This window comes from Savagea faecisuis, from assembly GCF_042675605.1.
GTDB classification, from domain to species: Bacteria; Bacillota; Bacilli; order Bacillales_A; family Planococcaceae; genus Savagea; species Savagea faecisuis.
In genome coordinates this window covers 1-23,436 of the sequence record NZ_JBHTJF010000012.1, presented here as the reverse complement: position 1 = coordinate 23,436, position 23,436 = coordinate 1, and the positions used below count along the sequence as shown (strand labels likewise).

General features: G+C 40.9%; 20 protein-coding genes, 1 pseudogene, 1 riboswitch and 1 other annotated feature. Of the genes and pseudogenes, 19 read left to right on the top strand and 2 right to left on the bottom strand.

Translation table 11 applies throughout. The features are described from left to right. The first annotated feature begins 2 nt into the window (after positions 1-2). Together ACFQ0V_RS02860 and ACFQ0V_RS02855 are read left to right on the top strand one after the other, a co-directional pair. A complete protein-coding gene (locus ACFQ0V_RS02860; RefSeq protein WP_381009424.1) occupies positions 3-1,220 on the top strand; it encodes a dihydrolipoamide acetyltransferase family protein in 1,218 nt (405 codons plus the stop codon). Then, positions 1,221-2,597: an FAD-dependent oxidoreductase gene (locus ACFQ0V_RS02855; protein WP_381009422.1), complete on the top strand. Its 1,377-nt coding sequence runs from the start codon at positions 1,221-1,223 to the stop codon at positions 2,595-2,597. Positions 2,598-2,636: 39 nt separating this feature from the next. Here the strand turns inward: ACFQ0V_RS02855 and ACFQ0V_RS02850 are convergent, their stop codons facing one another. Then, positions 2,637-3,113: a PaaI family thioesterase gene (locus ACFQ0V_RS02850; protein WP_381009420.1), complete on the bottom strand. Its 477-nt coding sequence runs from the start codon at positions 3,111-3,113 to the stop codon at positions 2,637-2,639. A 148-nt stretch (positions 3,114-3,261) separates the two neighbouring features. Here ACFQ0V_RS02850 and ACFQ0V_RS02845 point away from each other — a divergent pair, with 148 nt between their 5' ends. Together ACFQ0V_RS02845 and ACFQ0V_RS02840 are read left to right on the top strand one after the other, a co-directional pair. Then, entirely contained in the window at positions 3,262-4,053 is a 792-nt protein-coding gene (locus tag ACFQ0V_RS02845) for an SDR family oxidoreductase (RefSeq protein WP_381009418.1), read from the top strand. Positions 4,054-4,146: 93 nt separating this feature from the next. Further along, positions 4,147-4,407: a binding site (T-box leader), on the top strand. A gap of 47 nt (positions 4,408-4,454) precedes the next feature. After that, on the top strand, positions 4,455-5,345 hold the full coding sequence (locus tag ACFQ0V_RS02840; RefSeq protein ID WP_381009416.1) for an SAM hydrolase/SAM-dependent halogenase family protein: 891 nt from the start codon (positions 4,455-4,457) through the stop codon (positions 5,343-5,345). Between the two features lie 46 nt (positions 5,346-5,391). Here the strand turns inward: ACFQ0V_RS02840 and ACFQ0V_RS02835 are convergent, their stop codons facing one another. Beyond that, positions 5,392-6,729, bottom strand: a complete 1,338-nt coding sequence (locus ACFQ0V_RS02835) for a YjiH family protein (protein ID WP_381009415.1) — start codon at positions 6,727-6,729, stop codon at positions 5,392-5,394. A gap of 142 nt (positions 6,730-6,871) precedes the next feature. On the opposite strand from ACFQ0V_RS02835, the gene ACFQ0V_RS02830 reads away from it, so the two are divergent. From ACFQ0V_RS02830 to ACFQ0V_RS02760, 15 genes and pseudogenes are all read left to right on the top strand, one after another. Beyond that, positions 6,872-7,627 (top strand): M20 metallopeptidase family protein, encoded by a 756-nt coding sequence (locus ACFQ0V_RS02830; RefSeq protein WP_381009413.1) that lies wholly within the window; start codon positions 6,872-6,874, stop codon positions 7,625-7,627. Then, on the top strand, positions 7,564-8,040 hold the full coding sequence (locus ACFQ0V_RS02825) for a M20/M25/M40 family metallo-hydrolase (RefSeq protein WP_381009448.1): 477 nt from the start codon (positions 7,564-7,566) through the stop codon (positions 8,038-8,040). Before ACFQ0V_RS02830 ends, ACFQ0V_RS02825 begins: the two co-directional genes overlap by 64 nt. Positions 8,041-8,123: 83 nt before the next feature. Beyond that, positions 8,124-8,600, top strand: a complete 477-nt coding sequence (locus ACFQ0V_RS02820) for a hypothetical protein (protein ID WP_381009411.1) — start codon at positions 8,124-8,126, stop codon at positions 8,598-8,600. Positions 8,601-8,616: 16 nt separating this feature from the next. Then, the gene (locus ACFQ0V_RS02815) at positions 8,617-9,042 is read left to right on the top strand and encodes a hypothetical protein (protein ID WP_381009410.1); all 426 of its coding nucleotides are present in this window, start codon (positions 8,617-8,619) and stop codon (positions 9,040-9,042) included. Further along, positions 9,021-9,488, top strand: coding sequence for a GreA/GreB family elongation factor (locus tag ACFQ0V_RS02810; RefSeq protein ID WP_381009408.1), 468 nt, complete (start codon positions 9,021-9,023; stop codon positions 9,486-9,488). The genes ACFQ0V_RS02815 and ACFQ0V_RS02810 overlap by 22 nt, the downstream gene beginning before the upstream one ends. Positions 9,489-9,533: 45 nt before the next feature. Further along, positions 9,534-9,645, top strand: a riboswitch (TPP riboswitch). A 132-nt stretch (positions 9,646-9,777) separates the two neighbouring features. Continuing rightward, complete coding sequence (locus tag ACFQ0V_RS02805; protein WP_381009406.1) at positions 9,778-10,509, top strand: phosphomethylpyrimidine synthase ThiC; 732 nt, start codon at positions 9,778-9,780, stop codon at positions 10,507-10,509. Then, positions 10,490-11,586, top strand: a pseudogene (gene thiC / locus ACFQ0V_RS02800) (phosphomethylpyrimidine synthase ThiC). The gene ACFQ0V_RS02805 and the pseudogene thiC overlap by 20 nt, the downstream one beginning before the upstream one ends. Positions 11,587-11,595: 9 nt before the next feature. Continuing rightward, positions 11,596-11,775: a hypothetical protein gene (locus ACFQ0V_RS02795; protein ID WP_381009404.1), complete on the top strand. Its 180-nt coding sequence runs from the start codon at positions 11,596-11,598 to the stop codon at positions 11,773-11,775. A 110-nt stretch (positions 11,776-11,885) separates the two neighbouring features. Further along, the gene (locus tag ACFQ0V_RS02790; protein WP_381009402.1) at positions 11,886-13,355 is read left to right on the top strand and encodes a nicotinate phosphoribosyltransferase; all 1,470 of its coding nucleotides are present in this window, start codon (positions 11,886-11,888) and stop codon (positions 13,353-13,355) included. After that, positions 13,352-14,173, top strand: a complete 822-nt coding sequence (nadE, locus tag ACFQ0V_RS02785; protein WP_381009446.1) for an ammonia-dependent NAD(+) synthetase — start codon at positions 13,352-13,354, stop codon at positions 14,171-14,173. The genes ACFQ0V_RS02790 and nadE overlap by 4 nt, the downstream gene beginning before the upstream one ends. A gap of 64 nt (positions 14,174-14,237) precedes the next feature. Beyond that, positions 14,238-15,170 carry an AAA family ATPase gene (locus tag ACFQ0V_RS02780; protein WP_381009401.1) on the top strand — a complete coding sequence of 311 codons (933 nt, stop codon included), beginning with the start codon at positions 14,238-14,240 and terminating at the stop codon, positions 15,168-15,170. Continuing rightward, on the top strand, positions 15,167-16,249 hold the full coding sequence (locus tag ACFQ0V_RS02775; RefSeq protein ID WP_381009400.1) for a DUF58 domain-containing protein: 1,083 nt from the start codon (positions 15,167-15,169) through the stop codon (positions 16,247-16,249). Before ACFQ0V_RS02780 ends, ACFQ0V_RS02775 begins: the two co-directional genes overlap by 4 nt. Beyond that, positions 16,246-18,261, top strand: a complete 2,016-nt coding sequence (locus ACFQ0V_RS02770) for a transglutaminase-like domain-containing protein (RefSeq protein WP_381009399.1) — start codon at positions 16,246-16,248, stop codon at positions 18,259-18,261. The genes ACFQ0V_RS02775 and ACFQ0V_RS02770 overlap by 4 nt, the downstream gene beginning before the upstream one ends. A 104-nt stretch (positions 18,262-18,365) precedes the next feature. Then, on the top strand, positions 18,366-19,892 hold the full coding sequence (guaA, locus tag ACFQ0V_RS02765) for a glutamine-hydrolyzing GMP synthase (RefSeq protein ID WP_381009397.1): 1,527 nt from the start codon (positions 18,366-18,368) through the stop codon (positions 19,890-19,892). 707 nt (positions 19,893-20,599) lie between these two features. Beyond that, positions 20,600-23,359, top strand: a complete 2,760-nt coding sequence (locus ACFQ0V_RS02760) for a DNA methyltransferase (RefSeq protein WP_381009395.1) — start codon at positions 20,600-20,602, stop codon at positions 23,357-23,359. Positions 23,360-23,436: the final 77 nt, after the last annotated feature.

The window sequence follows — 23,436 nt, the reverse complement described above, 5'->3', positions numbered from 1 at the left end:
AGATGGACATTCGATTACATGATTTAGGCGAAGGGATGCATGAAGCTGAAATTGTTCGTATTTTAGTAGTAGTTGGTGATGAAGTCGCAACGAATGAAGCGGTATTGGAAGTACAAACGGATAAAATGATTGCTGAATTAACGGCTCCAAAGGGAGGCACGGTGACGGAAATATGTGTCGCTGAAGGGGATGAAGTATCCGTTGGGGACCTACTTGTGAAAGTCGATAGCGGACAAGAAGAAGAGCCTGAACAAGAACATAAAACGCAAGAGCAAAGCGAAGTGAAAATAGAACAACTATCTAAAGAGACGAAGCCAGACACTTCCATTCCGAAACGCGTACTCGCTACACCTTATACGAGAAGGTTAGCTCGTGAACGAAATATCGACATCGAGCAAATGATACCGAAAGATCCTTCTGGAAGAATTACGGAAGAGGAAGTTTTACAATATGATGAAACGAGTGTGGAACGAGTATCCGAGCAGGCAACGTCTATTGCGTCACCCCCTGCACTGGAAAAAGAAGAGCGTGTGAACGTCATTCCGTTTAAAGGGATACGAAAAGCGACAGCGAAACAAATGGTTCGCTCACTTTATACGATTCCACACGTGACGCATTTTGAAGAAATCGAAATGAGTGCTTTATTCGAACTCCGCCATGAGTTGAAAGAGGAAGGGCATTCAATCCGCCTCACATCCTTCATTTATAAAGCGGTGACCATCGCGTTGAAAAAATTTCCGATTTTCAATGCGACATTAGATGAAGAAGCAGAACAAATTATTTTATACGATGTGTATCATTTAGGACTCGCAACGAATACAGAAGCAGGCTTAATTGTTCCTGTGCTCCCGAATGTGGACGAAATGACGCTTCAACAATTAGATCAAGAGGTCGCTCATTTAACAGAACGCGCATTAAATGGCCAACTCGAGCTTCACGAGATGAAAGGAAGTACCTTTACAATCAGCAATGTCGGACCGCTCGGTAGTACAGGAGCGACTCCGATTATTAACTATCCGGAAACAGGCCTTTTAGCGCTTCATCAAATAAGAAAGCGACCGATCGTTAATGCCCAAGATGAAATTGTCATCGGCCAAGTGATGAACGTATCGTTATCGTATGATCACCGCCTCATCGATGGCGCGACAGGTATTGCATTTACGAACGAACTGAAACGTTTATTAGAAAACCCAAAACTGCTCATGTTGGAGATGATATAAATGGTCGTAGGAGAATTAGTAGAACGTCGTCAAACTATCATCATCGGAGGCGGACCTGCAGGGTATACACTCGCTATTCGCTTAGCGCAACTCGGTCAACAAGTGACATTAGTGGAGAAAGCACAAATCGGAGGGAGTTGTCTACATGAAGGATGTATCCCTTCTAAGTTTTTTGCGAAAGTAGCGAAAGAATGGGCATCCCTTCAGAAACTTTCGATGTACGGAATTCAAATCGAAGGGCAGACGTTTCAATGGGAGTCTGCCCAACAGCAACTACAAAAAATTCAAAGCCAGCTGACAAAAGGGGTAGAAGCTCTTTGTCAAAAACACGATATTGAAAGAATCGAAGGAACGGCGATGTTTTCGGGGGAAAATCGCATCGGGATTGAAATTGGGGAGCGGTTCGAATTGTATGAATACAATCACCTCATTTTAGCAACAGGAGCGAGTGTAGAGCGTGAACCAATATTCGAACTACTCGGAGCACATTGTTTCGTCGGGGGAGACATATATGGAATCGACAAGCTCCCGTCCTCGCTCATCGTCTACGGAATCGACCCTTATGCGTTAGAAGTTGCTTTTACGATGAAGCAGCTCGGAGTAGATGTACAAATTGTAGAAAAGCCCAATTCTTTCACGTATGATTCATCGATTGAAAAAGAATTGCGGCGTCAAAGTAAAAAGAAGAAAATAAAATGGCATACGTCAGAACAATTAGATGCTACTTTAGTAGAAGAACGTGTACATGTGAAAATAGAAGACGGAGTCATCATCGAAGCGGACGCCCTTTACACATCAGGCGTGAAACGAGCGAACCTTCATTCTTTAAATGCCGCTCGCTTAAATTTTCAAATGAATGGTGATGATCTTTCAGTCAATGAGCGTTACGAAACATCGCAAAATCACATTTATGCGCTCGGAGAAATGACGGGGCGAGAAGGTGGAGCGAGCCGTGCGATTGCGGATGCGAAACGATTAGCGAGCATCATCGTAGGAGGAGAAGTGTTGGAAGAAAGCCCATTTTTCCCTCTTATTTTGCATACAAATCCACCCGTCGTCTCGGTCGGTTTACGCGAGCAAGAAATGGACGAGCGTCACATCGCGTCCCAAATTCCTTTAATGACGAGCGGAATCGCGAAAGTTAATGGCACGACGGACGGCTTTGTGAAGGTCATTACGAACAAAGAGACGACATTGATTGAAGGCTTGCATATGATTGGAGAAGGTGCGATTGAGTTGAGTGCTCATTTTACACAGTTATTGGATATGGTGGCGAAAGAAGAAGATGTTCTGTACTCTGTTCAAGCGCATCCGAGCATTCAAGAAAGCGTCATAGAAGCGGTGGAAAACTTACGAAATTTAGCGATTCATCAATAACGAAAAAAGAAACGTCAAAGCGCGACGTTTCTTTTTTCGTTATGAAATAAAAGTATTCGGCATAACTGCCGCAACGACTTCCCCTTTTGCCGTTAAAGTGTCGCCTGCGAACACGTCGATCGATACTTTAAACTTTTTAGGATGAATTTCTTCCACTGTTCCAACCGCTTTCAAAGGCACATCTTTCGGCGTCGGTTTTAAGTAGTCGACATGTAATGATGCCGTAACGAAACGTGGTGCATCGACCCCATCGCCTGGTTCATGACCGTTTTTGCGATGCAAGGTGAGTGCTGCAGAGCCCGTTCCGTGACAATCGACGAGAGAAGCGATAAGTCCCCCGTAAATAAACCCAGGAATCGCTTTATGTTCTTCACGTGGTTCATAGATCGTTACCGTTTGGTCCCTATCCCAACCGGTGCGTAAATGTAACCCCGTTTCATTCAGTCGTCCACATCCGTAACACCAAGCGTAGTCATCGGCATAATCATCTTGAATCGCATGTTCAATTTTTACCATTTCATTCCCTCCTTTCTTTGAATGATAACGCTTACATAAATGAAAATCAAGATGAAAACAGGAAAAATGGTAAGTGAAGGAGTGAAAAACAGTACGAATGCTTAACATATGATAATCTAAAGACAAAATGATTAAAGGGGGAAGTGTAATGGATTTAAAATTGAAAAACCGAATCGTCCTCGTAACAGGTGGTAGCGACGGTTTAGGAAAAGGGATTGCGAAACAGTACGCAGAAGAAGGTGCGATTGTTTGGATCAGCAGTCGTAATGAAAATAAGCTACAAGCCGCTCAACAAGAAATCATCGAACAAACAGCTAATGAACAAGTTTTTTATCAAGTGTGCAATATGCGAGATGGAGAAGCGATTGAAGGATTGATGAATGCGATCATCACAAAACATGACCGCATCGATGTGTTAATTAACAATGCGGGAGGTCCACCATCTGGCCCGTTTTTAGAAATGGATGATGATGCGTGGCAAGGAGCATTTGAACAAAATTTATTGAGCGCTGTCCGCACTTGTCGTTTAGCGATTCCTTACATGCAAAAACAAGGAGGAGGGCGCATCGTCAATTTGACATCATCTTCGATTAAACAAGCGATCGATTCACTCGTCTTATCGAATTCGATTCGTCCAGGCGTGTACGGATTGACGAAAACATTAGCGCGTGAATTTGCGAAAGACAATATTTTGGTAAACACAGTAGGTGCTGGGAAAATTGGAACGGCACGTATGCAAAGTTTAAATGAAAGTCGCGCTGAGAAAACAGGAGTGAGCTTTGAAGAAGTAGAAAACGAAATGGTTGCTTCCATACCGCTCGGCCGTTACGGAACACCTGAAGAATTCGCACAAGCAGTCGTCTTTTTCGGCTCGTTTTCAAATACGTATATTACAGGTCAAGCAATGTTAATCGACGGAGGCTCTGTCGCAGCTTTATAAATAAAAGCCATTAACGAGGTCTTTTAGTCATCACTTTAGACAAAAGCTTGCAAAGTCATTTGAATTATCTTATAATACTGTCAATTACAAAAAATAAAGACGTTGATGAGAGAAGTAAAATTTACGAGTTCAATACAGAGAGTGCCCGTATGCTGAGAGGGTGCAGAGCAGACTAAATTTGAAAATGGCCTCAGAGTCTCGTGCCGAAAGCAAATTGCGAGTAAGTTCCGACGGGTATTGGCATCCGTTACCATTGCCACCGCATACAGTAGCCGAGTAGCTAGAGTGCGTGTTGAGAGGTGAATGAATCATTCACAAAGTAAGGTGGTACCACGTATATTCCACGTCCTTATCGTTTCGATAAGGGCGTTTTTTATTTGCTTAAAATAGGAGGAAGAACAATGACAAAACAACATTTAGTATTACAAACAGACTTCGGATTATGTGACGGGGCGGTTAGTGCGATGTACGGTGTTGCGTACAGTGTCGATTCTGACTTACGCATTTCCGATTTAACACATGAAATTCCGACATTTAACATTTGGGAAGGGTCATATCGTTTATATCAAACGGTTTCTTATTGGCCGACAGGAACGGTATTCGTTTCTGTCGTCGATCCGGGAGTTGGTACGAAACGTTTAAGCGTCGTAGCGAAAACGGTGGAAGGTCATTACATCATTACACCGGATAACGGAACGCTCACGCATTTAAAACAAGAGATCGGCATTGCGGAAGTGCGTACGATCGATGAAACGGTGAATCGTCTCCCGCGTTCTGGTGAATCATACACATTCCACGGTCGCGACGTATATGCGTATACTGGTGCGCGTTTAGCGAGCGGCGTCATTTCATTCGAAGAAGTCGGACCTCGCATTCAAGTGGAAGATTTAATTGAATTGCCGAAGCAAGAGGCGGTTGTAGAAGAAGGTCAAATTACTGGAACGATCGATATTTTAGATGTGCGATTCGGAAATTTATGGTCGAACGTTCCGCGCACATTATGTGTCGGAGAAAAAGTCGAGTACGGCGATGTGTTGGAAGTGACAATCGTTCACGGGGCACGTCAAGTGTATAAAAGTACGATGATTTTCGGTCGCTCTTTTATGGATTGTCAATTAGGAGAAGCGCTCGTTTACGTGAATTCTCTCGATAATTTAGGAGTGGCGATCAACCAAGGTTCTTTCGCTAAAGCGTATGGCATCGGCACAGGTTCAAACTGGACGATTCAATTTAAAAAGACTGGAGAACGTCGCACGTTATTAGAAACGAATGAGCATACACCGATCGACTAAAAAAATGTCCTTCCGTTCCGTTGATGGAATGAAAGGACATTTTTTATTAAAATAGTAAGTGACCGACGCCCGCAATAATCGGCAAGGCAATCACTGTACGCAATATGAAGATGATGACGAGGTCGAAGAAGTTGACTGGGATTTTTGATCCGAGTAACAATCCACCGACTTCTGCGAGGAAGACGAGCTGGACGACAGAGATTGTTGCGACGACGAACATCGTTAATTGTGAGGTGATGACACCTTGTGCCAAAATGATCGGTAAGTACATATCGGTAAATCCGACGACCATAAGTGGCGCTGCTTCAGCCGCTTGTGGGATATTTAGTAAGTTCAAGTAAGGTTCGAACGGTTTTCCGATAATCGAGAATAAGCTCGTATACTCTGCTAAAATAAGAGCGACCGTTCCGAATGCCATAACGACAGGGATGACACCGATCCACATATCGAGAACGTTTTGGAAACCAGAACGCATCGTATGGCTGAGTGAACTATTTTTCTTCGCCGCATCAAGTGCGAGCTTCGTCCCCGTGCGTAAAGGATGTTTCGGTGTCGCATCTTTCTCTTCAAACGGACGTCCATCAATGTACGTATTATCTTTCTGTGCTAACGGGAAAATACGTGGCATAATGACCGCGAGAACGAATCCGACGAGTGCGACTGTTCCGTAATACGGTAAAAAGTAAGAAGAGAGACCAGCTTTATCGAGAATCGTAATAGCGAATGTAATCGATACGACAGAGAATGTCGTCCCGATAATCGCCGCTTCACGTTTCGTATAATAGCCTTCTTCATATTGCTTGCTCGTCATGAGGACACCAATCGTTCCATCGCCGACCCAAGAAGCGAGTGCGTCGATAGAGGAGCGTCCTGGCAGCTTAAATAAAGGGCGCATCACTTTCGTCATTAACGTACCGAAAAACTCTAAAAGTCCGAAGTTTAAAAGTAATGGCAATAAAAATCCTGCGAATAAAAATACTGTAAATAAGAAGGTAATTAAACCGTCTGTGCTCAATAATAAGCTCCCAGTATTTTCACTCCAAACTGCTTCAGGTCCTATTTTAAATACAGTCGCGATAGCGAAGATCGCTGCTAAAATTCGTGTGACGAGCCAAAACGGTGTCACTTTAAACAATTTAGCCCAAAATGTTTCACGTGTTGGCTTTACAAAGGCAAAGACGAGAGAACCAATGGCTGCGATGATCATCGTAATGAGTCCGATGATAGACATATATTCAGCAATTTGATTATTTAATAAGTCAGCGAGAATCGCAATCGGTACTTTCACATCTTCTCCGTACGGAATCGGAATCATAAAGAGGAAAATCCCGAGTGCGGAAGGGAGAAGGAAAAGTAACCAGTTTTTTAATGGATAAGAATTCAAAAGAAACACTCCCTTATTCGTTTTAATATTGTATAATAATACAATATATATGAATAAATAAAGATAAGCTACTATTTTGTTAATGTTTGAATTGTAAGAATTTTTGAAAGTGGAAAAGGGGTAGAACAGATGGGGGAATACAGTGAAATTAAATGTAAAAGCATGTGCACAACAACTACAATCGCAGCTCGTGGAATGGCGACGTCATTTTCATCAACATCCAGAATTATCGTTTGAAGAATGGGAAACATCCAAGTACATTCAAACTATTTTAAAGCAGTACGATGTGGAAGTTATTCCAAATATCGCAAAGACAGGATTGAAAGTGATTAAACGTGGAAAGCGTCCAGGTCCGACATTAGCGATTCGCGCCGATATGGACGCTTTACCGATCATGGATGAAAAAGATGCTCCGTATAAGTCGAAGGTTCCAGGGGTCGCACATTTATGTGGTCACGATGCACATATGACGATTTTATTAGGCGCGATTGCTGTACTCGATCAATATGAATTAGAAGAAGGAAATATCGTCTATATTTTTCAGCCGGCAGAAGAAGGATACGCAGGTGCGAAACATATGGTAGAAGAAGGGGTATTGAAAAATCCAGATGTCGATACGATTATTGGGTTGCATGTCCATCCGACCGCCCCTGTAGGAAAGACGACGGTGACGCTTGAATTTGCGACGGCGTGTACAGATGCATTTGACCTTGAAATTAGCGGCCGTGGTGGACATGCGGCGCACCCTCATCAAGCGGTCGATTCCATTACGATTACAGGAGAAATCATCACGTCCTTACAACAAGTTGTCAGTCGCGTCGTCGATCCGTTAGAATTACGATTGGAAAGATTGAGGGAGGCTACACGCGCAACGTCATTGCACCGTCCGTCAAATTAGAAGGGACGGTTCGATTGTTAAATCCAAATTTGCGCCCTATCGTGAAAGAGACGATTGAGCGTTACGTAAATGGAATTACGAGCGGTATGGGGGCGACGTATACTTTTGATTATGAGGAAGGTTATCCTTCTGTATACAATGAACCTTCTTTAATTGAACCCCTTCAAAAAGCGACAGATGCGATATTAGGAGAAGATTCACTTGCGATCGTTAAGCCGAGTATGGGGGGGGAAGACTTCTCCTATTTCGCCGAGCAAGTACTGGGAATCTTTTTCCGACTCGGCATTCAAAATGAAGAAAAAGGAATTAAATATCCGAACCATCATCCTAAATTCGATATCGATGAAGCAGCTCTACATTTAGGAGTCGCAATTTTTGCGCAGTACGCGATTCAATATTTTGAAGGAGAGTAAGTGGAGATCATCTCTCTCTCTAACATTCGTTATAATGAGGAGTAATGAGGAGTAATGTGTGTATTTTTAGAGGAGTGTCCGTAGTGGAACATACAGTTTTACGTATTTTAGCGATTTATGAGTCGAGTATTCAAAATGAATCGATGCTTGAGGAAGAAGTGATACGCATTGCAAAACATATAGCGAAGCAATGGGCGATTCATGAAGAGTTTGATTTAGAAACGAATGACAACTTTGACCGTTTCGTGTTGGCGCATTTACGAGCACGAATCGAGCATAAACCGGGTTTGTTACTGTTTGAAAACCGAGTGATTCAAAGGCATGAAGAATGGTTATTATCCATTAAAATGACGATTCCAAGTGAAGAAAATTACTTTCACCAAGGTTATTTTGCACTCGATGACATTATTCGAAGAAATGTTGTCATTCAACAATTTCCTGAGTTACAAGCGAACTTGTTCGAATGCAGTCGCTTTTATGAAAAATATGAGCAAATTTATTCGAGAGAGCGAATTGATGAAGTGCAAATCGAGTTTATTTTACCGCGTTTAACATTGTGAGAGGAGTTTAAAGGTCATGTGGAAACGATTTTTTACGATTAGTATAGCGACATTGATCACGTCTTTTTTATTGACGAAAGGCGTCCAAACACTTCCTTTGGAGCTGGAATACCCAGAATTTTTTAATATGAATTCAACGTGGCGTGTGTTTCTCGTAACACTCATTATCATTTTGCTGATTTACTTATTGCTCGTCATGCCATTTAATATACTCATTACGAAATTTGCGAGTACATTGTCGCAAGAGTGGTTATTATACAACTTAATCGCTTTTGCATATACGTTAATATTAGTGCTCATCGTCTATGTAAATATGCAATATTTACCACATATTTTTGCAATCGTCATTTGGCATATTTTAATTTTTAGCGTCATAGCAGTGTATGCTCTTGCGAGTCGAGTAGTAGGAGGTATTCACAAATGGACGACATCATTCGGTTAACGAAAGACGGAAAACAGCAACTGGAAGAACAACTTTCAAAATTAGAAAATGATATATTGCAAAAATCACAAGAAAAAGTAAAAGCAGCGCGAGGATTTTGTGATTTCTCGGAAGATCCGGTGTACGCACAATACTTAGAAGAATCATTTGAAGTGCGAGAAAAAATAGAACAGTTGAAAGCATTGCTTTTGAAGGTGGAAGTTATTGAACCAGAAGACAACGGAGTCGTACAGCTTGGAACGTATGTCGATATTTTAGAAAGTGGCGAATCCGAAGTGGAAACGTATCAAATCGTTCATTCGTTAGAAGCGGATATTGAACGAGATAAAATTTCTGTCGATAGTCCGCTCGGAAAACATTTATTAGGAAAAGAAATCGGCGAGAAATTCATATTTTACGATAATGAATTCAAAGTAAAAAACGTTCACATAAAAAGTAATCCTTGACAAATAAAAGAAGAGCGTTCATGGTGAACGTGTACGAACAATTCAATAAAAAACTAGGGGTGTCCGAAAGTGGCGGACTGAGAGGGAGAACTAATTTTCCTAACTCTTTGGACCTGATCTGGCTCATACCAGCGTGGGGAAGTACTTATTAATGACACAATACATACGAGACGTATGTTTATTTACGTGCCAGGTCTAACTATCATTAGACCTGGCTTTTTTGTATGGATTGTCCCGAATGGTGCGAGTTATGCGGTCTACCTCAAAATGAAGAAGGAGACTGAAAAACATGACAGCAAAACAAAAAGGAATTCAAATTCACGATTGTTTTCCAGCGAGCACGAAAGTGTATGTAGAGGGGAGCCGTCCGGATATTCGCGTGCCGATGCGTGAAATCGCTTTATCGCCGACAATCACAGAGCAAGGCGAAATACCGAACGAACCAATTCGTGTTTATGATACGAGCGGTGTGTACACGGACCCAACACATGAAATCGATATTGAAAAAGGATTGCCACGCATTCGCGAACAGTGGATTTTAGAGCGCGGCGACGTCGAGGAATATGAAGGGCGCGAAGTGAAGCCTGAGGATAACGTATACCGTCCAGGGAAAGAAAAAGAAGATGACTTATTCCCATTGCGTAAACGAAAACCACTCCGCGCAAAGCGAGGGAAAAATGTGACGCAAATGCATTATGCGAAACGAGGAATTGTGACACCTGAAATGGAGTTCGTCGCGATTCGTGAAGGATTAGAACCTGAAATGGAGTTCGTCGCGATTCGTGAAGGATTAGAACCTGAAATTGTGCGAGAAGAAATCGCGCGAGGCCGTGCGGTATTACCGTCGAATATTAACCATCCAGAAGCGGAACCGATGATTATCGGACGCAATTTCCACGTGAAAATTAATGCGAATATTGGAAATTCAGCAGTCACTTCTTCCATCGCTGAAGAAGTGGAAAAGATGACGTGGGCGACTCGTTGGGGGAGCGGACACGATTATGGATTTGTCGACAGGTAAGAACATCCATACGACACGCGAGTGGATCATTCGTAATTCACCTGTTCCTATCGGGACGGTGCCGATTTACCAAGCGCTCGAAAAAGTGAACGGCTTAGTGGAAAACTTAACGTGGGAAGTGTTTCGAGATACGTTGATTGAACAGGCTGAGCAAGGAGTCAGTTACTTTACGATTCATGCGGGTGTGTTATTGCGCTACATTCCGATGACAGTAAATCGCGTAACGGGCATCGTATCACGCGGTGGATCCATTATGGCTCAGTGGTGCTTACTTCACCATAAAGAGAGTTTTTATATACGCACTTTGAAGAGATTTGTGAAATTATGAAACAATACGATATCGCCTTTTCATTAGGGGATGGTTTACGTCCAGGTTCGATTGCCGATGCGAACGATGAAGCACAGTTTGCCGAGTTAGAAACATTAGGCGAACTGACGAAAATTGCATGGGAACATGACGTGCAAGTAATGGTGGAAGGACCAGGCCATGTACCGATGCATAAAATTAAAGAAAATATGGACAAACAACTTGAAATTTGTGACCAAGCGCCGTTTTACACATTAGGTCCTTTAACGACAGACATCGCACCGGGCTATGACCATATTACGTCCGCGATCGGTGCTGCGATGATCGGGTGGATGGGAACGGCAATGCTTTGTTATGTGACGCCGAAAGAACATTTAGGCTTACCGAATAAAGACGACGTGCGAGAAGGAGTCATTACGTATAAGCTTGCGGCGCATGCGGCGGACCTTGCGAAAGGGCATCCGACAGCGCAAAAACGCGATGACGCGCTATCTAAAGCACGATTCGAATTCCGTTGGCGCGACCAATTTAATTTAAGTTTGGACCAGGAGCGCGCGCTCGAATACCATGATGAAACGTTGCCAGCAGAAGGTGCAAAAGTGGCGCATTTCTGTTCGATGTGCGGACCGAAGTTTTGCAGTATGCGCATCTCGCATGACATTAGAAAATATTCAGATGATGATTCATTAGAAGAGCGTTTACGCGTTAAAGAAGGATTGGAACAAAAAGCAGAACAGTTCCGAGAGCTCGGTGGAAAAATTTACAATTGAGGTGAGGAAATGAATGAAGAAATAACAGCGCAACATTTGCTTGTGCAAATTCATGAAAAACGTCAAACCCTTCGCCAATTGGAAGAGCAACTTCAAACGATTCAAGCGAACTGTGAGCACGAATACGAAGAAAAAAGAACGCATCGTATTTGTAAAAATTGCGGATCGGTTAAAAATTTTCATTATTAATAAGCGATGAAGCCTAGTTTTGCGAAAACTAGGCTTCATTTTCTTTCGCGCTTTAGTAGAAAGGGGTATAATAGAACAAATACATTGTACAGAAGAAGGGGTTTATTCGTATGAAGACGAATTATAAGGACGACAGTTTAGCCGTACATACAGACTTGTACCAAATTAATATGGTTGAGTCGTATTGGGCGGATGGGATGCATGAACGAAAGTCTATTTTCGAAGTGTACTTTCGCAGTATGCCATTTGGAAATGGTTATGCTGTATTTGCAGGATTAGAGCGCGTATTAGATTATTTAAAAGAGTTCCGTTTTACAGATAGTGATTTACGTTATTTAAAAGAACAAGTCGGTTATGAAGAAGATTTTTTAAATTATTTAAAGACAATTCGTTTTACGGGAGATGTGTATTCAGTTGTTGAAGGAGAGCTCGTCTTTGCGAATGAACCGTTAATGCGAATTGAAGCACCACTCGCGGAAGCTCAATTAATCGAAACAGCAATTTTAAACATCGTCAACTTCCAAACATTAATTGCGACGAAAGCGAGTCGCATAAAACAAGTTGTAAAAGATGAAGTCGTCATGGAGTTCGGGACTCGCCGTGCACAAGAGATGGATGCTGCTATTTGGGGAGCTCGCGCTTCGATTGTAGGTGGTTTAGAGGCGACGAGTAATGTTCGAGCAGGAAAGCTCTTCGGAATCCCGGTTGCTGGAACACACGCTCACTCGATGGTACAAGCGTATAAAAGTGAATATGAAGCGTTTCATTCTTACGCTCGACGCCATAAAGATTGCGTCTTTTTAGTCGACACGTACAACACGTTAAAAATCGGTGTGCCGACAGCGATTCGTGTAGCGAAAGAGCTCGGAGATAAAATTAACTTCCAAGGGATTCGTTTAGACAGTGGTGACATCGCTTTCTTATCAAAAGAAGCGCGCCGCATGTTAGATGAAGCAGGATTTCACGATGCTAAAATTGTCGTTTCGAATGATTTAGATGAATATACGATTTTGAACTTAAAAGCACAAGGGGCTTGTGTCGACACATGGGGAATCGGTACGAAACTGATTACTGCCTACGACCAGCCAGCACTAGGAGCGGTGTACAAAATCGTATCGATTGAAAATAGTGAAGGAATAATGGAAGATACGATCAAGATTTCATCCACATCGGAAAAAGTGACAACACCTGGAGAGAAAAATGTATATCGAATCATCAATCGTAAAACCGGAAAAGCAGAAGGGGATTATATTACGATGAAGGAAGAAGACCCTCAAGCGGAAAAAACGCTGAAAATGTTCCATCCAGTGCACACGTATCTTTCAAAGTATGTGACAGATTTCGATGCAGTTAACTTACACGAGCATGTCGTTAAAAAAGGCGAAGTCATTTATGAAAATCCGACATTGGAAGAGATGCGTGCCTACGGAAAAGAAAATTTAAAACTGCTGTGGGATGAGTATAAACGTTCATTAAATCCAGAAGAATACCCAGTCGATTTAAGTCAGAAATGTTGGGATAACAAAATGAGAAATATCGAAGAAGTGAATCAATTAGTCCATTCATATAAGGAGGAATAATCGTGCAAAAAGAAATCATTGAACAATATCATGTCAGTCCGAGTATCGATCCAGCTGAAGAAGTGCGCCACATTATTGATTTTTTGAAAAGCTATACAAAGCGCTATCCATTCGTGACAGGGTTCGTTCTTGGAGTATCAGGTGGACAGGATTCTACTTTAGCAGGGAAGCTTGCGCAAATGGCGGTCGATGAGTTGAATGAAGAAGGAGAAAAACAATATGCTTTTATCGCATTGCGTCTTCCGTATGGAAAGCAATTTGATGAAGAAGATTGTCAATTAGCACTTGAATATATCCAGCCGACCGAAACGATTACAATCGATGTGAAGCCAGCAGTGGACGCAAGTGTCAAAACGTTAAAAGAAGCAGGAATTGAAGTGTCTGACTTCGTAAAAGGAAATGAAAAGGCACGTGAACGTATGAAAGCACAATATTCGATTGCGGCGATGCGCGGCGCAGTCGTTCTCGGTAGCGATCACGCAGCAGAAGGGATTACAGGGTTCTTTACGAAGTACGGAGACGGTGGTGCAGACTTAATGCCACTCTTTAACTTAAATAAACGTCAAGGTGCTCAAATTTTGAAACATTTAGAGTGCCCACCCGTCCTATATCATAAGATTCCGACCGCAGACTTAGAAGAGGATCGACCAGCGCAGCCAGACGAAGAAGCGCTCGGTGTAACATATGCGGAAATTGACGATTATTTAGAAGGTAAAGAAGTTTCAACAAAAGCGCGTCAACGCATCGAACAGTTATATGAACAGTCGATGCATAAGCGTCATTTACCAATCACTCGTTTCGATACATTTTGGAAATAATATAGTATAGGAGTTTTCTGTCACGGTGGCAGAAAACTCTTTTTTTGAAAGGAGCAAGAGATGAATGATTATTGAACAGATGGAAAAAGTGATCACGAATATAGAACGGCATATTGTCGGGAAGCGTGAAGTGATTGAATTAAGTTTGACCGCTTTATTAAGCGGAGGCCATATTTTATTAGAGGACGTACCAGGTGTTGGAAAGACTGCCTTAGTGAAGTCTTTGGCCCAGTCGATGCATCTCCCTTTTCAACGTATTCAATTTACGCCAGACTTACTGCCCTCTGATATTTTAGGAGTTTCAATATACAATCCGGCAACGTCACAATTTGAGTTTAAAAAAGGGTCGATTTTCGGTAGCGTCCTATTAGCAGATGAGTTGAACCGAGCTTCGCCGAAAACACAATCCGCTTTGCTTGAAAGTATGGAGGAGCAAAAAGTGACAATCGACGGCGTTACCTATGAATTACCCCAACCTTTTTTCGTCATGGCGACGCAAAACCCATCAACCCATCACGGGACTTATGATTTACCGGAAGCACAACTCGACCGCTTTTTGTTTAAAGTGAAGATGGGCTATCCGACGTATGAAGAAGAGTTATTTTTATTGAAAAGTCACGTTGAAAACGGCGTCTTACAATCGGTTTTGACAGTGGAATCATTAATGGCGATGAAGCGTGAAATTCATGACGTGAAAATTCACGAACAAGTGCAACGTTATTTACTCGATTTAGTACGTGCGACGCGAGAGCATCCTTTGCTCGACCTCGGACTTAGTCCACGGAGCGCACTCGCTTTTCAACACGCGACGAAAGCGTATGCGACCTTAAGAGGACGCATGTATGTCACACCGGATGATATTCAATATTTATTCCCGTACATCGCTTTACATCGGATTCATGAAACGAAAGAAGCGCTCTTTGATGGCATTACGCTAGAACAAATTGTAACGGATTTGCTTACGACGACGCCTGTACCGGTTGGAGTGTTCGTATGACATTCGATTGGCGGACGAGTGGATTAGCTTTATTTTTTATCGCACTTTGGATACTCGGCTGGGTGGAACAACAATCGGTCATTTTGTTTACGGTATACAGCTTAACTCCTTTCATCGTATACGCCCTTTTATTGTCCATCTATCCGTACTCCCGTATTCAAGTGAGTACGGAAGTTGTAGAGACAGGTATTTCTGGCCAACGTCTCATTCGCCAAACGTATCGACGAAATAATCGTTTTCCACTGTTTTTTTTGAGAGGTGTTGAAACGTGGACGAGTCAGAGTGAAACACGTAGGCAATCGTATGCCGTATATATCGGGTTTCGCAAAGAATGGCAAGTCGATTATTCATTAGACGAATTGACGCGTGGACATTATCATTTAAGCAATATTACATGGGAAGCGCACGATCTTTTTCAACTCATTCGTAAAAGAACGAATGGCTTAGCGAAGGCGGATTTTTATATTTATCCGCGAGTGAATGCGATGTATTTACGCCATATTCAACGGGAGCAACAATGGCTGGCGGAAGGGACCAAATATGAAAAACCGAGACATCTTCATGGTACAGACCTTTCGAATTTGCGAGCCTATGTGCAAGGCGATCCGTTAAAAGATATTCATTGGAAAGTGTCCGCAAAACACGGGAAATTTGTGACGAAGCAATATGAAGAACCTATCCATTCGCCTATTACAGTCGGTTTAGATTTGTCTGAGGAGCAGTGCTTTGAAGAGCGGCTCTCCTTCACGATGACTTGTCTCTATTATTTTTATACACAAGGAATCCCTTTCACGTATCAACCGATGCAGCATATCGGAGAACGTATGGAAGTGGCGGACGCAGTAACGTATGAACGAGTGCGGCAATCATTAGCGATGGCCACTCCTTCGTCTACTGCCGTAACGGCTGAAGCTTTTCAACAAGTTGAAGGAATGATACTCATTACGAGTACGACGGAAGCGCCGTTTTATCAAGTGGCGCCTGCATTGAAATTATTCATTTACGTCGTCTCCAAAGAAAAACCTAAAATCGTTTCTCAAATGGTGTACATTCCGGTTCGTGAGGAGGAGGAAGGATGACGAGAACGCAAATTTCTATACTGTCCCGTCTCGTAATTTATGTGAGCAGCTTTTTTATTTTGTCAGAATGGTTAACGCCTATTTTAGCGGTTACTCACTCTGGTTCTCGCTTTCATTTTCTTCTTTTTATTAGTTTCAGCTTAACTTTATACTTTTTAAGGGCTCGTTGGTTTATTAGCTTCCCTCTCAAATTATTTTTATTGATCGCATTAACGACGAAAATTTTCAATGAACATGCGACGTGGCGAGAAATTTGGCCATTTTTGAAAGAACAGTATGAATGGAATGTTCCTTTTCTTTTCATGTGGGACATTGAATGGTTAACGAATGAATTTCGAACGTTATTATTTTTCGTTTTATTATGGATGTTTACGTATTTCATTCATTATTGGACGGACTATATGAAGCGACTTTTTTTATTCGTGATCGTCACGTGGACGTTTTTCATTGTCCTTCATATTTTCGGCACGTATGACAGCACGCTCATTATTCCGAAAGTGATGGCGTATTGTTTGATTATTTTAGTCGCGATGTATTGGTATCGCGTGTCTGAACGCAAGCTTCCGCACAATTGGAAAACGGCATTAATCAGTCAAATAGTAGCGGTCGTTGTCGTTTGGGGAGTGGCATTTTTCTTACCGACTACAGGGGACCAAATGCTATTGTCGGATCGTGGATCACAACAAGATAAAGCGACCGGATATAGTGAAGATGACGAACAACTAGGTGGCACGATTCAAGATAACGATGCGGTCGTGATGAAAGTGAAAGGCCCGGCGAAACAATATTGGAAAATTGAAACGAAAGATACGTATACGTCGAAAGGTTGGGCGAATACGGAAGAAGAACATCGCAAGGCCACATTACCTTTTGTCGATTCGATGAGTTCGTATGAAAAGTATACGATTCAATTGCTGCATCCCTTACCGTATGCTCCCTATCCATATCAAATGGAAGAGGCGACTCCTTTAGATGGAGGAGGGGCTGCGGTGTTTACGCTGGAAGAAGAGTATGATCGTCTGCGTGCTTATGCAAGTTATGATGAGGTAGATGTTACGACGTATCAAGTGGCCGTTCGAAAAGAAGCGTATTCTGTCGATTATATGCGTACGCTACAACTTGAAGATTATGCGAGTGAACCAATCGGACGTTATTTACAATTGCCAGATAGTTTACCACATCGCGTACGAGAACTTGCGGCGTCGATTGTCGAACCGTATGACAATGTGTACGATCAAGTGAAAGCAGTCGAACATTATTTTGCGGAGAATGGTTACGTATACGATAAGACGAATGTGCCGATTCCTCAAGATGGTGAAGATTACGTCGATCAGTTTTTATTCGAATCTCAAGTAGGTTACTGTGACAACTATTCAACTTCGATGGTCGTCATGCTTCGTTCATTAGGTATCCCAGCACGTTGGGCGAAGGGATACGCATTTGGTGAACAGCATTATGAAGAAGGAGAAATCGTCCATACAATTACTCAAAACGATGCGCACTCTTGGGTGGAAGTGTATATGAAAGAGGAAGGTTGGGTCCCATTCGAGCCGACACTCACCTTTACGAACCCTGCTGACTTTTATGAAGAACGAGAAACAACGCCAGAAGTAGAACGCGAACGTGAAGAAATAGAAGAAGAGAAGGAATCATCTCCTGAAGTTGTCTCCTCTACTTGGAGTAAATGGCCGTTCTTCATCGTCATAGGCGCTTTAGTGATTGGGATGTATTTCGTGATTAGACGTCAGCGTCGCGAAAGAACATTAGAGGAAACTATGCCGACAGAATACGAGAAAATTTTAAAGAAACTTCGGAAAAAAGGATTTGAACGTCATGAAGCAGAAACGTATTTAACGTTTGCGACAAAAGTGTCGGACGAATTAAACCTCGAAGATTTCATCGAGTGCACGAAAATTTATGAAAAATTGCTTTATAATGGAATGCTTGAAAAAACTGAATGGTTGCGTTTGCAACAATTGATAGACCGCGTTTTTGAACAGGTTGACGGTTGATTTCTATCCATTTTACGAGTAAAATGAACGCAATCGAACGTTGAAAGTTTTTTCAACGCAAGTGAGTCATATCACTTAATTTTAAGAGAGAAAGAGGTAAAAACATGGCAGCGCCTTTATTAAGTGCACAACAGAAAATTGTCGTTATAGACTTAGGTAGCGCACACAATCAGCTCTTGACGCGTACGATTCGCGAACTAGGGATGTATAGTGAGCTTCACGTCCATACGACGACAGCAGAACAGATTCAAGCGATGAATGCAGCAGGTGTCATTTTATCAGGTGGAACACTCGACGTAATCGAGAAGTACGAATTAACGGTGGATCCAAACATTTTCAAATTGGATATTCCGGTACTTGCGATTAGTTCAGGAGTGAAAGAAGTCATTGAACAATTCGGTGGAGCGGTGCAGAAGCGCAACGTCCTCGATGCACAAGAAGAAATTCAAGTGCCAGCCTCTACTTTATATGAACAACAAGCGACATTGACGGTTCACTTTGCAGAGCAATACGAAATTACAAATTTACCAACAGGATTTGAGCGTCTCGCTGGCGATGACGTTATCGCGAACGATGAAGCGCAAGTGTACAGTGTACAATACCATCCGGAACTTTCGGCTTCAGAAGGCGGTAAAGAGTTATTGAAACGCTTCATCTACGACATTTGTAAAGCGACAGATGAATGGACGATGAAATATTTCGTCGATATGGAAGTCGAACGCATTCGTAATACAGTCGGAGATAAGAACGTTTTATGTGCTTTAAGTGGTGGCGTTGACTCTTCAGTTGTAGCAGCACTCGTGCATAAAGCGATCGGTAAACAATTGACATGTATTTTCGTCGATCACGGTTTACTCCGTAAAGGTGAAGCAGATAGCGTCGTTGAAACATTCCAAGGGAAATTCAACATGAACTTTATTAAAGTGGATGCGAAAGATCGCTTCTTAGGAAAATTAAAAGGCGTAACGGATCCTGAACAAAAACGTAAAATTATCGGAAATGAATTTATTTACGTATTCGATGATGAAGCGGCAAAATTAGAAGGTATCGACTATTTAGCGCAAGGTACGATTTATGCGGACGTCATCGAAAGTGGAACAGCGACATCAGAAACGATTAAATCTCACCATAACGTTGGGGGATTACCAGAAGATATGGAATTTGAATTAATCGAGCCGTTAACAGCGCTCTTTAAAGACGAAGTTCGTAAGCTCGGTTTAGAATTAGGTCTTCCAGAGGAAATCGTGTGGCGCCAACCATTCCCAGGTCCAGGCCTTGGAATCCGCGTACTAGGAGAAGTGACGGAAGAGAAATTAAAAATCGTTCGTGAATCGGATTGGATTTTACGCGAAGAAATCGCAAAAGCAGGACTCGATCGTGACATTTGGCAATACTTCACTGTATTACCGAACATCCGCTCAGTCGGAAAACGCGATGAAAAACGTACGTACGACCATGCGATCGGCATTCGTGCTGTACACTCAGTAGACGGCATGACGTCAGACTGGGCACGAATTCCGTGGGATCTTTTAGAAAAAATTAGCACGCGCATCACAGATGAAGTAGAACACGTAAACCGCGTCGTCTATGACATCACAGCAAAACCACCAGGCACGATTGAGTGGGAATAATACGAAGCTCTTGTTGACACATTTGTGTCGCAAGAGCTTTTTATTTTACATTGTTATTTAAGTCAAACTGAAAATCAATTATATTTAGCTTAAATGGCGATCGAACACTTAAGTAGATTCAGTTTTCCTGTATTAAACTAGATTTTTAAATCATCAGTTAGTATTTTAGATACATAAATGAGATTTTTAGAAATAGTAAACACTCGATCTTCCCTTAAAAGAAAAAATATTCAGTAAATATTATAGCGTATTTGATGATGTCTTGATATATTTTGGATAATAGATTAAATAGAATGTAGACATTTACTGAAAGGGATAGGAGTATCGTGATACAATTATTTTTAAAATGTTATTCAATTAAACGAGTCGTCTTTGAACCCTTCGAAATTAGTGTATAAAAGTAAATTATGTTTAAATATAGAAAAAGAGAAGAAAGGATTGTATGATAGTTGATGGAATCTCAATGGGGAACGTTATTTATGTTGATTTTTAGATATTACAAAGACTAACACCATGCATATTTGTTGTTTGAGTGAAGTATATTAACGAATTTAACACATGGTTGCTTAAATTCAATTTATTTTGGAACGAGCAATAGAAAATTAGATTCTGAAATTTGTAAGGAATCAAAGTGAAAAATATATGTTATCTATCTTTAACAATCGATGTAGTAATAGGAATGACTCATATTGATACGAGGTGAGAAAGTGTTAACGCAGCGAGAGCAAAGAAAAGCAGCAAAGAATTTTGCTGAAAAGTGGGAAGGAATAGGATATGAAAAGGGTGACTCAGCGAGATTTTGGCTTTCTTTATTAAATGAAGTTTATGGTATTGAAAGACCAGCAGAGTATATACGTTTCGAAGATCGAGTTATGCTTGATCATACAAGTTTTATTGATGGATTTATACCATCTACCCATGTTTTAATAGAGCAAAAATCTATTGATAAAGACCTTAGAAAGGGAATTAGGCAATCAGATGGTTCACTCCTATCTCCTTTTCAACAAGCGAAAAGATATTCAATAGAGCTTCCTTATGATGACAGGCCAAGGTGGATTGTCTTAAGCAATTTTAAAGAGTTTCATATATATGATATGAATAAGCCGCAATCTGAACCTGAAGTGGTCTATTTGAAGGAATTAGAGACAGACTTTTACCGTTTGAACTTTTTGATTGATGATGAAGACCACTATATTAAGAAATCAATGGAAGTTTCTATACAAGCCGGTGAATTAGTTGGTGTTCTATATGATGCTTTATTAAAGCAATATAAAGATCCAGAGGAGGAAAGCACTTTAAAGCATTTAAATATTCTTTGTGTCCGTTTTGTTTTTTGTTTTTATGCTGAAGATGCAGGGATATTTGGTCGTCATAACATGTTCCATGATTATCTAAAGAAATTTAGTGATAATCCAACAAGCTTCAGGGATGCATTAATCAAGTTATTTACAGTACTAAATCAGGAGGAGCACGAGAGAGATCCTTATCATTCAGATGAACTACTTGCTTTTCCATATGTAAATGGTGGTCTTTTTGAAGATAGTGATATTGTGATTCCTAGAATAAATGAAGAGATTATTGATGTTATACTAAATAAAGCTTCAGCTAACTTTAATTGGGCTAGTATCAGTCCGACTATTTTTGGAGGGGTATTTGAATCTACGCTAAATCCTGAAACTAGAAGGTTGGGGGGGATGCACTATACTTCTATTGAAAACATTCATAAGGTTATTGACCCTTTATTCTTAGATGAATTAAAAGAAGAATATAAAGATATTATGAATCTTAAGACGCTTAATACCAGACAGAAACGCCTTAAACAGTTACAAGAAAAAATGGCTTCACTCAAATATCTTGATCCAGCTGCTGGTTCTGGAAACTTTTTAACTGAAACGTATATTTCTTTGCGTAAATTAGAGAATAAAATTTTGAGAGAATTATATGGAAATCAGATTATGTTAGGTATGATACATAATCCAATAAAGGTATCTATTAGTCAATTTTATGGTATAGAGATAAATGACTTTGCAGTATCAGTTGCAAGAACCGCTCTGTGGATAGCGGAATCACAAATGATGAAAGAAACAGAAGATATTGTCAATATGAACCTTGATTTTTTACCCTTAAAGACTTATCCAAATATTGTTGAAGGAAATGCTCTAAAAATAGACTGGGCAAGAGTGATCCCGAAGCAAGAGTTGAATTATATTATAGGTAATCCGCCATTTGTTGGTACAAAGTATCAGTCGCCCGAGCAAAAATTAGATTTAATAGATCTAAATCCCAATCTAAAAAAACTAGATTATGTAACGGGTTGGTTTTATAAAGCTGACAAATACATTAAAGGAACTAGAATTGGTGTTGCATTTGTTGCTACTAATTCTATTACTCAAGGTGAACAAGTTGCTCCTCTATTTGAGGCAGTAGAGTTTGAAATTGATTTTGCATATCAAACTTTTGTGTGGCAAAGTGAAGCCAGTAAGAGAGCAAGTGTACATTGTGTAATCATTGGATTTTCAACGTTTTATAACAAAAGAAAAAAATATATTTTTGACTCATCTGGGATTCCAAATGAGGCTGAAAATATCAACTTCTATTTGATAGATGCACCCAATATAGTAATAGAAAAGACGCGTAAACCGATAAGTTCTAATATTCCAGAAATGTCAAAAGGTAGTCAACCTACAGATGGAGGCTATCTCTTATTGAATGAAGAAGAGAAAGTGTCATTTGTTAAGAAATATCCAGAACTTTCATATTTAATTAGAAGATATATGGGAGCGAAGGATTTCCTTAATAATAAATATAGGTATTGTTTTTGGTTGAAGGGAGTAGAGCCTAGTCAGTATAGACATATACAGGAAATTAGAGAAAGATTAGAAGGTGTTAAACAGAGTCGTTTAGCAAGTAAGAAGGAGGCTACTCGCAAATGGGCTGATAGACCATACTTGTTTACTGAGGATAGACAGCCTAATGGAAATTATTTGTTAGTACCTGTCGTCTCTTCTCAAAACAGAAGATATGTACCGATTGGATACATAAATGAAGAGGTGATTGCCAATACTAATGCGCAAATGATTCCAAATGCTTCTTTATATCATTTTGCAATTCTAAATTCAAATGTTCATAACGCATGGATGAGGGCGATTTGCGGCAGAATGAAAAGTGATTATGCGTATTCAGCTACTATTGTCTATAACAACTTTCCTTGGCCTTCTGTAAGTGATGAAGATAGTATCAATATTGCAGAGAGTGGTCGTAAAATTTTAGAAGCGAGATCTCTTTATTCGAACTCTACCTTATCTGATTTGTATGATGAATTAACGATGCCATCAGAACTTAGGGAAGCTCATCAGGAAAATGATAAAGCTGTCATGGAGATTTATGGCTTTAATTGGCGCAAGATGACAGAGTCTGAGTGTGTAGCTGAGCTTATGAAAATGTATCAAAATTTGATTACAAAATAAATTTGTTGCACGTCTGTTGATTAACTAATTTTTACCACCAAAAACTAACAAAAAAGAGAGATTCCATGTAAAATGTA

Coding starts and splice junctions, on each gene's coding strand:
- ACFQ0V_RS02860 (WP_381009424.1), top strand. CDS start 3: ATGGACATTCGATTACATGATTTAGGCGAAGGGATGCATGAAGCTGAA.
- ACFQ0V_RS02855 (WP_381009422.1), top strand. CDS start 1,221: ATGGTCGTAGGAGAATTAGTAGAACGTCGTCAAACTATCATCATCGGA.
- ACFQ0V_RS02850 (WP_381009420.1), bottom strand. CDS start 3,113: ATGGTAAAAATTGAACATGCGATTCAAGATGATTATGCCGATGACTAC.
- ACFQ0V_RS02845 (WP_381009418.1), top strand. CDS start 3,262: ATGGATTTAAAATTGAAAAACCGAATCGTCCTCGTAACAGGTGGTAGC.
- ACFQ0V_RS02840 (WP_381009416.1), top strand. CDS start 4,455: ATGACAAAACAACATTTAGTATTACAAACAGACTTCGGATTATGTGAC.
- ACFQ0V_RS02815 (WP_381009410.1), top strand. CDS start 8,617: ATGTGGAAACGATTTTTTACGATTAGTATAGCGACATTGATCACGTCT.
- ACFQ0V_RS02810 (WP_381009408.1), top strand. CDS start 9,021: ATGGACGACATCATTCGGTTAACGAAAGACGGAAAACAGCAACTGGAA.
- ACFQ0V_RS02805 (WP_381009406.1), top strand. CDS start 9,778: ATGACAGCAAAACAAAAAGGAATTCAAATTCACGATTGTTTTCCAGCG.
- ACFQ0V_RS02795 (WP_381009404.1), top strand. CDS start 11,596: ATGAATGAAGAAATAACAGCGCAACATTTGCTTGTGCAAATTCATGAA.
- ACFQ0V_RS02790 (WP_381009402.1), top strand. CDS start 11,886: ATGAAGACGAATTATAAGGACGACAGTTTAGCCGTACATACAGACTTG.
- ACFQ0V_RS02780 (WP_381009401.1), top strand. CDS start 14,238: ATGATTATTGAACAGATGGAAAAAGTGATCACGAATATAGAACGGCAT.
- ACFQ0V_RS02775 (WP_381009400.1), top strand. CDS start 15,167: ATGACATTCGATTGGCGGACGAGTGGATTAGCTTTATTTTTTATCGCA.
- ACFQ0V_RS02770 (WP_381009399.1), top strand. CDS start 16,246: ATGACGAGAACGCAAATTTCTATACTGTCCCGTCTCGTAATTTATGTG.
- guaA (WP_381009397.1), top strand. CDS start 18,366: ATGGCAGCGCCTTTATTAAGTGCACAACAGAAAATTGTCGTTATAGAC.